6 protein-coding genes are annotated in these 12,692 nt (G+C 44.1%); all 6 read right to left on the bottom strand.

Going from position 1 to position 12,692, the window contains the following annotated elements; genetic code table 11:
* Positions 1–57 precede the first annotated feature (57 nt).
* The 6 genes from GGD38_RS29410 to GGD38_RS29385 all read right to left on the bottom strand — a co-directional run bounded on the left by GGD38_RS29410 (position 58) and on the right by GGD38_RS29385 (position 12,565).
* On the bottom strand, positions 58–1,215 hold the full coding sequence (locus tag GGD38_RS29410; RefSeq protein ID WP_375302680.1) for a hypothetical protein: 1,158 nt from the start codon (positions 1,213–1,215) through the stop codon (positions 58–60).
* On the bottom strand, positions 1,212–2,381 hold the full coding sequence (locus GGD38_RS29405; RefSeq protein ID WP_375302681.1) for a family 43 glycosylhydrolase: 1,170 nt from the start codon (positions 2,379–2,381) through the stop codon (positions 1,212–1,214). The genes GGD38_RS29410 and GGD38_RS29405 overlap by 4 nt, the downstream gene beginning before the upstream one ends.
* Positions 2,382–2,412: 31 nt before the next feature.
* Entirely contained in the window at positions 2,413–3,876 is a 1,464-nt protein-coding gene (locus GGD38_RS29400) for a RagB/SusD family nutrient uptake outer membrane protein (RefSeq protein ID WP_375302682.1), read from the bottom strand.
* Positions 3,877–3,887: 11 nt separating this feature from the next.
* Positions 3,888–6,968: a SusC/RagA family TonB-linked outer membrane protein gene (locus GGD38_RS29395; RefSeq protein WP_375302683.1), complete on the bottom strand. Its 3,081-nt coding sequence runs from the start codon at positions 6,966–6,968 to the stop codon at positions 3,888–3,890.
* Positions 6,969–6,996: 28 nt separating this feature from the next.
* The gene (locus GGD38_RS29390; protein ID WP_375302684.1) at positions 6,997–8,277 is read right to left on the bottom strand and encodes a hypothetical protein; all 1,281 of its coding nucleotides are present in this window, start codon (positions 8,275–8,277) and stop codon (positions 6,997–6,999) included.
* Positions 8,278–8,572: 295 nt separating this feature from the next.
* Positions 8,573–12,565 (bottom strand): two-component regulator propeller domain-containing protein, encoded by a 3,993-nt coding sequence (locus tag GGD38_RS29385; RefSeq protein WP_375302685.1) that lies wholly within the window; start codon positions 12,563–12,565, stop codon positions 8,573–8,575.
* Between the last annotated feature and the right edge of the window lie 127 nt (positions 12,566–12,692).

The following is a 12,692-nucleotide window of genomic DNA, read 5'->3' as shown; positions in this document are numbered from 1 at the left end:
TTGAGCCTTGCGACAAATCTCAAAATCCCGAAATTCCGAAATCCCAAAATTTCTTTCCTACTTCTTACTTCCCTTCTTAACAATGGTAACAAAATCATCAAACCACAATGGGTTAGCAGTATGCACCCCATCAGCCTGGGTCTTTAAACTTTTGAAAGGGAAAATGGGATTAATAAACCAGGTGGGCGAATCGGGGCGCATGTGCTGCGGCGCATCCTGGCTTACATACCCATAGGTTGCCAGCACTACACCATACTTTTGAAAATACCGGTAATACGTAAGCATAAAATGTTGCGGGAACCATTTTCTCGAGTCGAACATCGCTTTCCATTCCTCAGCACTAACCTGCTCACTGTTTGCCTTGCTGTACCATTCGTACAACTTCATCTCCGGTGCATAACCAAACTTCTTTGCAAATGCAATACCTTCCGGTGAATCGCCCAACTGGTCTGTATTATGCTTATTGTATAACCTGAACAAAGAATACTCCGGAATGATAATGGGCTTCGCCGGCATTATTGATCTTGCAAACTTAAAGGCATCTTCCATTTCAACCGAATCGGCAATATGCAGGTGTACCGAAAGCCCTTTTATTTGCTTTTTATTTTGAGCCAGCTCAATAAGACCGCGTACACCCGGCTTTTGTTGTTCGTCTTTCATAAACAACCGGGGCAATGAACCTACATACACATCGGGGCGTTTTACGTTTGTATGTTTTGCATACCAGGGTTCTACCACCTCATTCAATAAACGCTCGGTAAAACGCACCAGCGGCACTATGCCCTCGCTGTTCTTCTGCAGGTCTTCTTCTTTTGTTTCGAGGTTAGGCTCATTTCCCAACTTAAAGATATCGATATAAGCCCCTAGCCTGTCGAGAATACTTGTTGCTACCTCAAAATACTTCTTTTCCTCCGCAGAACCCGGCACGGGAATGTTCAGGTTGAACTTTCTGAAATCCCATCTGAAACCAAAGGCCACTTTATAGCCCTGCTTTTTAGCTTCTATCACTTTAGCAAGACCGGGTTCGGTTGCGGCGTTTTTGGCGCCGTTTATATATTGAAAAACATAAGGCGTTGTGCGGATCCATTCAACCGGTGTTTTTTTCAAATAAGAAAAATCAATGATCTCAGGATCGTGATTAAAGTTGGCGCCAATTTCCTGTGCGGCCACAGGTATACCGGCCAATAACAGCAAAGCAATGATCAGTTTGTTCATTTGGTAGTATTTGATGGTGTTGAACCGGAACCGGCATAAAATGTAGCGGCACGTTGATGATCGGGTTGCAATTTACCCTTTACCCATTTTACAGGAACCAGTCCGGGCCGGCAGGTAACCGAAAACTTTGTACCCATAAAACCTCGGGGATTAAAGAACGTGGTAGACCACCAGTTGCCCGTTTTATCTTTAAAGACATTATTATGCCCGCCCTGTAAAATAGCCGCATAACGCGGACCGTAGGGCCCATATACATGATCGCTTTCGGCCACTACCACATCATAACTATACAATGCGCTGGTGTCTTTTCGATCGTCGCGTAAATAGGTGTAAAGGCCATTGGGTTTGGCAATTGACCAAACAGTTTGCAACAGCTGGTACTTTCCATTGTGTTTGGTTATAAAAACACCTTCAATATAGGGATCGGAACTATAAGGCGTTTCCTGCAGCAGTTTAAAGGGTTCGGCAATATCGCTAAGGTCCTTATTCATTTTAGCAATATAATGATTATGCCCAACCAGATACACTTCGCCGTTATCGTCTTCAAAAAGGCTCAGATCGATATTATTGAAGATCGCCTTTTCCTTGTTACCTGCAATATTCCTGTAGGGACCTTCCGGTTTGCCCGTTGTGCTTTCGAGCACAAACGAACCCATGCCGCCATTTACACAGGCAATAAGCAGCCATTTCTTTTTGCTTTTTATATAGTGTAATTCCGGCGCCCACAGTGCGCGGTACATTGAATCGAGCGGATCTTTATTCAACGATAAGGTACCCGGTTTTACCGGCCGGCCTTTCTTTTGCCAGTTTGCTCCGTCACGGTCGAAACCCCAGATAAGCCCCAGTGGTTCCCATTGCTTCAGATCTTTCGATCGCCACATATACAGGCCATCGTTATAATCCCAGCAATGCACCACCCCTGTTTTAAAAACCCGGCCCGGTGTTGCCGTGGTGCCGGTCATATAATAATATCCATCGGGACCATTCATTACATAGGTATCGCGCATCCAGTGGTCCATAACAGGTGTTACAGCGGCCGGTACCGTTAATATTTTATCGCCTACCGGCGCCACGGGATCGCTGTACGCCGGTGTATTTGTTTGGGCACGGGAATGAAAGGATGTTATCAACAGGCAAGCCATCAACGCCAGGCGTCCTCTTTTCATAATAGGTTTATTCATTCATTGTTTATTATAATCAATAGCCGTCGTTCTGCTTGCAGGCAGTGTTGGCATCAATTTCGGTTTGGGGAATGGGAAACAATTTGTGTTTATCGGCAGCTGCAGTTATACCTCTTGCTTTGGCCAGTGAAATAAATTTATCGTGGCGCAACAGGTCTTCCCTTCTTTTGCCTTCGCTGTAAAACTCCCAGCCGCGTTCGCGTAAGATAAGATCGCGCAATACCTCTTTGCTGGTAGCAACAGCAAGTGTAAGGTTGGCAATACCCGCTCTTGTTCTAACCTGGTTTATAAGGTCAAGGGCCTGCTGGGCGGGGCCGTTTAATTCATTCAATGCCTCAGCCCTTGTCAGTAAGATATCGGCATAACGCAATACCGGTACATCATTACCGCTATGATTACCTACCGTATTGTTATCCCAATATTTCAAACTGCGTACATTATCGGCCGTTGCCAAAAGATTCACCGTTACGCCGCTTGTATTTACATAACTGCGTATAAGCAATACCGCTCTTTTATCATTGGTAACATCGAAGGTGTTGGTAAATGCAGAACGCATCCTGTACATGGTTGCAAAATTTGCCATGGTTGACGTCCACACATATTCCGGGATCTGCGCAGTTGATTTAAAATTCTGCGGTAATGCCCCGGCAGTATACCAGTTACCAAAGTTCACTTCATTGCGACAGGGTTGTACCAGGATCATTTCTTTATTGCCTTCATTTTCTACCCTGAACATGTTCTGGTACTGCGGATACAACTGGTAATAATTAAAATTCATTACCTGCTGGCAGGCATCGGCCGCCTTTTGCCATTGTTTTGTATTGAGATAATATTTTGCCAGCGTGCTCCACGCCACGCCTTTGTTCACCCTGCTAAATGCTTCTTCTTTTCCGGGATCGGGCAGGTCGGTAATTGAAGCCAGCAATTCCGATTCAATGAACGCCCGCATTTCTTCATCGGTTGCTCTTGCCAGTACAGGTTCCGAAGCACTGGTAGTGCGTAATGGAACGGGGCCAAACCATTTATACAGTAATTCATAGGCGAACGCTCTTAAAAACCTTGCTTCAGCTGCATACATATTCTTCTTTTCATCAGCGGCTTTAACGTTCGAAATATTTTCGAGTACAATATTGGCATCGCGAATGCTGCGATAATTGGGCGCCCATACATCTGCCTGCAGTGTACCCAGGGTGGCATCCCAGGTAAAATTGATCAATTGGGTAAGTGTAAGGAATTCCGTACCGCCGCTATTGAAGCCAATATCTGTGGTTACTTCAGAATTATTAATAAGGAAACGCGAGGGTGTAGGGTTCTGCATAAACGAATAAGACGAGAACAACACCGCCCTGATACCATTTTCAGTGGTCAATACATTACCAGGGGCCAGCTCGCCGGGTGGTGTTACTTCCAATGCCTTTTCACAGGCAGTTTGAAAGAACAACACACTTATAATAGATGCCAGTATAATATTTTTATTCATAAAGCCTTTTTTTAGAATTGAACATTTACACCAATCAAAAATGTGCGGGTCATTGGATAGGAACTGTAATCAATTTTCAGAATATCGTCGCCAATGGCGTTTACAGCAGGATCAACTCCTTTATACTTTGTTATGGTGAACAGGTTGTTACCGGTTACATAAGCTTGTAATGATCTTACCACTTTGGTATTCAGCTTGAAATTATACCCTAACCGAACTGATTGCATCCGTAAATAGGAAGCATCTTCCACTGTTCTTGAATTGATAGATTGCTGCCCCTGTGAAGTAGGATTTACAAACGAAGGATATTTGTTGGTAGGGTTATCGGGCGTCCAACGGTTCAGGTAAGGTTCAGCCAGTCTGTTACGTCTAAAGCTTACCGGAAAATAACTATCTATCATCATGTTGTTGATGATGCCGGCGCCCTGCGAACCTTCAATAAATACCGATAATGATAATTGTTTGTATTCAAAGTTGTTGGTAATACCGTAAGTAAAATCGGGTATTGATTTACCCAGCACAGTACGATCGCTGGCGTTAATGGTTTTATCGGCCGTCACGTCTTTAAACTTCAGATCGCCGGGTTTTACGCCTGCAGGCGCAGCCGAAAAATCATCACCGGTTTGCCATACACCTAACACTTCATAACCATAATATGAGCCTAATGATTCACCGGGTTTAATGATGCTGGCGCCGCTTATATTTCCGGCAGTTCCGGTAATGATCTGTTCAAGCGGCCCCAGGTTGGTCACCTGGTTCTTTATAGTAGAGAACACAACGCCCATATTCCAGTTAAAACCTTTATCGCTGCGGAAGATGTCACCGGCCAGTGTTACATCAATACCGGTGTTTTTCATTCCGCCAATATTCTGTGTTTTTGTACCAAACCCTGTACTTAATGGCACGGGCAGGTCGAGCAACAGATCGGAGGTACGACGATCGTAATATTCAATAGAACCCGTTAACCTTCTGTTGAAAAGCGCGAAGTCAACACCAACATCAGCTTGTTTCGCCGCTTCCCATTTCAGATCGGGATTGGCCACCCGTGAGGGCGCCAGTGAACTGTAACGGCTTCCGCCAAAAACGGCATCGCCACCGCCCGAGAAAGTTGTTATATACAAATAGTTGGCTATATTCTGGTTGCCAATAGCGCCATAGCTTGCACGCAACTTCAACTCGTCAATGAAATCAATATGATGCAGGAATTGTTCTTCCTGTAACTTCCAGGCCACCGCCACTGATGGGAAATATCCAAAGCGGTTATTAGGACCAAACCTCGATGACCCGTCGGCCCTGATACTGGCAGTAAGCAAATAACGATCGAGATAACTATAATTAACGCGGCCCAGGTAAGAGATGATCTTTGTTGAGGCCCGGCCACTTCCAATTTGGTTTAAGGTGCTTGTACCGGTACCAATAGCATTGTACGTAAGATCGGGCAGTGAATAACCACGACCATTACCGCCGAATGAGTTGGAACCAAAATGTTCATACGTGCTACCGGCCACCGCATTCACCCTATGGTTTTTGCCAAACTCTTTATTAAAATTCAACGTGGCCTCGCCCATGTAGTAATTTACATTACCGGTATTGATGGTAGCAATACCATTTACCGAACCACCGGCAATTGTTTTGGGATCTAACCAGGTATTTCGCTGTACGATGTTTACATCCCCGGCGCCTTTTACCTTCACCGACAATTCCGGGATAATAAAATATTCGCCATAGATAGTTCCAAAAGTTCTGAACCCATCGCTGTTAGCGTACTGGCCGTTTATCAATGCCAGCGGATGGTCCATAGTGGTCATGAATGGTGAACGGTAATAATTACCATTGGCATCGTATACCGGGTATGAAGGATCGTAGTTAATAGCGGCATATAAAGCACTTCCGTTCTCATTTATACCAAGACCAACCGAATTGTAATCGTCATGTATATACGAGGTATTTACATTAAAACCGAATGCATATTTTTTAGCCACGCTGTTGTCGAGGTTGAACCGGGCGGTATAGCGTTTAACACCTGAGTTCAACAACACCCCCTGCTGGTTAAAATAACCAAGTGATGCATAATAGCGGGTATTATCACGACCACCAGAGAACGACAGGTCATGGCTTTGTACATTGGCTTTTCTATACAATTCCTTTTGCCAGTTGGTATTTACAGGTTCGTTGGTCACTCGTTCAGTAGCCACGCCGCCACCAGCATCGATGATCGCATTCAACACTTCTTTATATTGTTCCCCATTAAGCAGCTCCAATGAATTGGCCACTTCCTGCGAGCCATAATAGGCATTGTAACCAATCTTCATTCTGCCCGATGTCCCTTTTTTTGTGGTAATGATCACCACACCGTTTGAACCGCGCGAACCATAAATGGCGGTAGCAGACGCATCTTTCAATATTTCTATTGATTCAATATCGGCCGGGTTCAAACTATTTAACGGATTGCGGGGATTGGGCGTGGCCACAAAACCAGCACCACTGCCACTTACAGGCGACAGGTTGTTCACCGGCATTCCATCTATTACATACAGGGGATCGTTACCTGCCGTAATAGAACTGGCGCCCCTGATCTTTACGCTCATGGCGCTGCCCGGTTCACCACTTTTTTGATACACCTGTACACCGGCTGCGCGGCCAATGAGACTTTGTTCAACGTTTACATTGGCGCCGGGGCTCAGGTCTTTTGCTTTTAATGAAACCACCGAACCGGTAACATCGGTTTTCTTTACCGTACCATAACCAACCACCACAACCTCACCCAACGAACCGTCGGCAGGCTCAAGCGTAACGTTTACATTAGCAAAATTTTTTACCGCCACTTCCTGTGTTTTAAAATTTACATAGGAAACCACCAGCACGTCATTATCATTATCTACTTTAATGGAGAACACACCACCGTTGTTGGTTGCAACGGCCGTATTGGTTTGTTTCACCATTACCGTTACATCGGCCAACGGTTCACCAGTTTTAGCTGCAGTAACTTTTCCGGTAACTACCCGGCTTTGTGCATGCGCCGACAGCACAGCAAAAAGCAACAGAATGGACAGCATAATTTTTTTAAAAGCAATCGCTTGCATTTCCTTCATACGAAGTTGTTTTGAGTTTAATTACAAATCAGGGACAAGTTGTATTAGTGGTATTGATATCGGCAAACTGCCCAAGGTATGAGTACCGTGGCTGCGCATCGGCCGATGCGAGCAGTTCTACCGTGCGAGGAGTAAACAGCGAATTCAGGATCCAGGGGTCTGTTGTTGCAGTAAAGTCGGTGTTCAAAGGATAACTTTGGCGCATAGCATAGGTTGCTAGCCAGAATTTGCTACTTGCCTTAAAAAGTTTGAAAGAGTTACACAGGTAGCTCTTCCTGTCTTCGAGAAAGGGCGTGTATTGATTAAATGCATTCCATTCTTCCACCTTGCGTGGATTTTTCAATGCATAGTCAATGTACTGCCATACTTTAGTGATGCCCGCCGGCGGCGGAAAAATATTATCTGTTGTGCTGGCATTACAGGCAGTTAAAAATTGCGATGTAAGATCATTACTCAAATTATCGCGCCACCATTTCATCAGGGAGTATTCAGTAATGATGATCTTTTGATTGTCCCTGATCTTATCATTTACAAAATTGAAAACAGTGGTGATCTCGGGATTATTATTATGATGTATATGCAGATCGATACCCGCCACCCAACTGGTTGCCTTGCACCAGGCCAGCAGGTTATTGATACCTGCATTTGTTTGGCGACCGCTTTGATACATATTATCGAACGAACCTACAAAAATGGGCCGTTGTATGTTGCGCGCGGTTAAATACTGGTTCACCCTGTTGGCCGCTGCTTTGTAAAAAGAGTTCAACGGTTCATCCCAGGTTGATGTTTCTGATTCAATAAAGGGTTCGTTACCTACGACAATTACGTCGGTTTTTGCAATTACGCGGTCGAGTACTTTATCAATAAAACTGATGTAATTATTCCAGGCGGTGCTGTTTACCGCCGGGTAAGCGCGGGCCATAAAATTGAATTTCAGGTTAAGCACCGTTTTATAACCCAGGTCTTTTACCGTAAGGTATTGGTTGATCTTTGCATTGGTGGTGAGGTCCTGATTGTCATAATGCATAAGCACATCTATAAAGCCCCGCACCCATTTGGTTTTGCTTGAGCTTAATTCACCGCGCCTGATCTCCTGAAAACTTTCGTTGTAGTTAACACCAATGTAGGCCTGGTTATCGGTAACCAGCACGCCCCCACCCGCGGCTTCGGGCGAAACAGTTTCATTGGTGGTGCCGTTTTCTGATTTTTTACAACTAATGATCAGGCCGGCTGTAAACAGACAAATTAGCATCAATCGTTTCCCGTAATGGAAACAATTGTAAATACGTTCGTGGCAGTTTTGTAGCATGGTAAGGTAATTTTTGCAATCGTTGGTTTGTCGTTCATCCTAAAATTACCTTTAGCACCTGCCCTTGTCTATAAATATTGTAGATAAAAATGAAAGAATTGTAGTTTTTAAGGCGAAAGACCTGTAAGGTTCGCCATCGGGGCTCGCACATGCACGAGGATGCCGCGATCCTGACAGGTCTTCTACATGGCCGACCTGTCAGATCATTCGATGCCGCGATCCTGTCAGGTCATTCGATGGCCGACCTGCCAGGTCCAATTCAACATAATAATAACGCAAGCTCAAATGATGGACCTTACAGGTCTTGTCTTTTTTCCCCATACTCCTTAGGCCCAACATTAAACTGCTGCTGAAAACATTTGGTAAAATATGAGGGTGAGCTAAAGCCCGACAAATACGCCACTTCGGCAACCGTATGCTGTTTGGTGGTAAGTAATTTGGCGGCGTGTTTTAACCTGATGAGCCTGATGAGTTCATTAGGGCCCATGCCCGAAAGCGATTTAAGTTTTTTGTGCAGGTTCGACCGGCTCATGGCCAGCTCCTTACTTAGTTCTTCTACCGACAATTGCGAATCGGTAATGCGCTGCTCTATAATGGCTATAATGCGCTCCATAAATTCTTTATCGCGGGTATTGGTGGTGAGCACTTCGGCATTCATGGCGGGTTGTTCTGAAAACTTCAGTCGTAACCGCTCCCGGGAATCGAGCAGGTTTTTTATTACCGCCATCACATGTTTCCATTTGAATGGTTTGGTGATGTAGGCATCGGCGCCGCTCTCCAACCCTTCCAGCTCAGCCTCGGCATTACTTTTGGCAGTAAGCAACATGAAAGGAATATGGCTGTAGTTCACATTGTTCTTTATTACCCTGCACAATTCAATACCATTCATTTCTGGCATCATTACATCAGAGACAATGAGGTCGATGGCCTTTTGCTCTATTAACTGTAATGCCTGTTTTCCGTCGGCTGCTTTTTCAACCGCAAAGCCATCGGCACGTAAACTTTTTGAAATGAAGTCAAGCAGCATGTCATCATCCTCAGCAACCAGCACGGTGAGCTTATCTGAAACATCATTGTCCTCAATGGCGACTTCCTCTTCTTTAATTTCCAGTGTTTCATAAGGAAGCTCCAGCGTAAAAATGGTTTTAACGCCTTCCTTACTTTCAACCAGTAATTGTCCGCCATGTTTTTCGGCCAGCGCCGCAGCCAGTGCCAATCCTATACCACTACCGCCGAGATTGTGATATTCATAATTACCAGAAGTAGTGGTAAAAAATTTCTTGAAAATATGTTTACTATCGGCCGATGAAATGCCAATACCATCGTCTTCAACACTTATTGAAAAACGGGTAATGCCATCATCGCCCTGCACCAGATCGTTGATGCTGATAGTAACTTTTGTACGGGTAAACTTAAAAGCGTTTATCAACAGGTTACTTAAGATCTTATTCAGCACTTCAGGATCGGCCTGTACCGACAGGCGGTTTATTCTGGTGCTCATACTAAACTCAACACCCTTTTGATAAGGTAAAGATGAAAAGCGTGAATAAACAGATTGCACCAGCGATACTACCTCTGTTTCTTCTTTTTTAATGGTATAGGCATCACTTTCAATACGGCGAAAATCGAGTAACTGATTTACCAGGCTCATTAACCGGTTGCTGTTCTCATCCATTAACTGCAGCTGTTCCTGTTCTTCGGGTTGCCATTTATTTAGCGACAATAATCTTTCGAGCGGCGCCATAATAAGTGATAACGGCGTTCTTATTTCATGCGCCATCACCGTAAAGAACTCAATTTTGCGGGCGTAAAACTCCTGCTCTTCTTTTACTTTCATTCTGTCGAGCCGCGCTTCGTTCTTTCGCCGGTGGTAGATCTCAAAATAATGATAGCCCCAGTAGCCCAATACACCAAGCAGCAATACATATATAATATACGCTACCATTGTTCGGTAAAACGGCGGACTGATAATAACCTTCACCGAAGCGGGCTCGCTGTTCCAGTTATTTTCATCAACCGTTGCTTTTACCAAAAAAGTATAAGTGCCGGGCGATAAGTTGGTATAGGTTGCTTTGCGTTCATCGCCTACGTAATTCCAGCCATGATCAAAACCTTCCATTTTATATGCATAACGCACCTTTTCGGGCGTATTGAAATTCATGCCGGCAAATTCAAAACTAAACACCGACTGATCGTACGATAATTTGATCTTCTTTGTATAATTCACCGATTGCTGCAGCGGACTTTCGGCTGTCACCGGCACTTCTTTATTAAATAACTGAAAGGCCGTAATGATCACTTTATTGTTAAAGGTTTCTTTGCCCGTTGCCAATGGGTTAAACATATTAAATCCTTTCACCCCACCCATCAACAAAGTACCATCAAGCGCCTTGTAACCGGCTTTGTAATTAAACTGGCGGCTTTGTAAATTGTCTTTATGCGTGTAATGTTGAACCAACCTGCCTGCCATTTGTACACTATAAATACCATCATTGGTACCAACCCATAAACGGCCTTCATCGTCTTCGAGTAAACTATATACTACATTGGCGTTTATTCCCTTTGCCTTATCATACACCGTTACCTGTTTCGTTTGGCGGTTCATTACATGGAGGCCACCGCCATCGGTACCAATCCACATATTGCCATTATTATCATCGTGCAGGCAGGTGAGCTTATTGGTGGTAAGACCGGAATTTTCTGTTGTTATGCTTTGCCATTCTTCGGTACGTTTATTATATGTATGCAGTCCGTTATTATAAGTGGCAAACCACATGTTCTTTGAGGCGTCTTCATAAATATCATATACAATGGTATTGTGAACGCCGGGGCGGGTGTAATTAATGAATTGATCGGAAGTTGCATCATAGCGGCATAGTCCGCGGTCGGTGCCTATCCAAATAGTACCTTCTTTATCTTCATACATGGAGAAAACATTGTCGCTATTGAGCGAATGCGCATTGTTCTCATCATGTTTATATTGTTTTACCCGGCCGCTTGCTCCATCATATACATTTATACCGCCGGCAAACAACCCTATCCACAACATTCCTTTTTTATCGCGCATCAGCACGTGAATGTTATGGTACGAAAGTTTTTGCTGTTTGGGCAGAAAGGGATATTGGCGGAAGGTCTTTTCTTTTGAATCAAAATAATTGAGCCCCCCGTCTTCGGTGCCTATCCAAAATTTACCGGGCGCATCTTCCAAAAAGCAACTTACCGCGCGGCCACTCAGGCTATTGACATTACGGGTGGGGTAATATAATTCAAAGGCAGAATTCTTTTCTTTGAAATAACTAACACCGCCAAAGAAAGTGCCTACCCAAACGGTCCCATTTCTATCGGGGTAAATGCTGTACACCGAATTATCGCTGATGCTTAGGAGATCGGCGGGATCGTTTGTACAGGAAAGCATTTTACCCGTTGTTTCATCCAGCACATTCAACCCTTTCTCTGTGCCTATATAGATCTTTCCCGGTTCGGCCTGACAAATACTTCTTACGATATTATCATTAATGGCGGGCTCACTGCTTTTATTATATGTTTTAAATTTACGGCTTGCCGGGTCCCACACGCAAACACCGCCGTTCATGGTGCCGGCCCATATTTTTCCCTGCTGATCTTTGTATAAAGCGATAATAAGATTACTGCTAACGCCTTCGGCTATACCATGATTGGTTACCTGCATGGTTTTGGGGTCCAGCTCATCGAGGCCATTGCCGTAAGTGCCTATCCACAGGTTGCCATTATTATCCAGCGCCAGTTTGGTTAAATAGTTTGATGATAAAGAATGCGCTTCGTTCTTTTTTTCGTAATGGGTTAGTTTTTTATCAGCAATAGAATACTTAAACAATCCATACAGGCGGGTAGTTATCCAAATGACGCCGGTTCTATCTTTTAAAATATCAAACACCACTTTTCCTTCCAGTGCAGGCAACGGTTCAAAACGTTCTGTTTCCAGATCTAAAATATACACACCATTTTCGGTGCCTACCCATAAATGGGTGCTGTTTACCTTTTCAATGGCATGTATAAAATTATTACCCAGCGAAGCGGGATTATCTTTTTTAAACTGGTACAATTTAAACTGGTAACCATCGAAGCGGCTTACACCGTTCTTGGTACCAAACCACATAAAGCCCTGATCATCCTGTTTGATAGCCCGTACCGTGTTCGACGACAAACCATCGGCCACCGTATAATTGCGGAAAAGAATTTGCTGGCTGTTGGTGCGCAGGCAAAACAGAACACAAAAGATAAAAGCAGTTAACGTTCTACACACGTGCATTCCTACGAGTTAAAAGATTATGATCAAATAATTTTGATCATTGAATCAATAAGCAAATGGGCAAACAGGAAACAGTTACATGTTACAAGATACAAGTTACAGGGGCTTTATTTTCAAACCTCAAAAC

Origin of the sequence: Niastella sp. OAS944 (genome assembly GCA_024809215.1) — a bacterium.
Classification (GTDB): domain Bacteria; phylum Bacteroidota; class Bacteroidia; order Chitinophagales; family Chitinophagaceae; genus Niastella.
The sequence above is the reverse complement of the archived record's forward strand: the minus strand, read 5'-3'. Positions and strand labels throughout refer to the sequence as shown.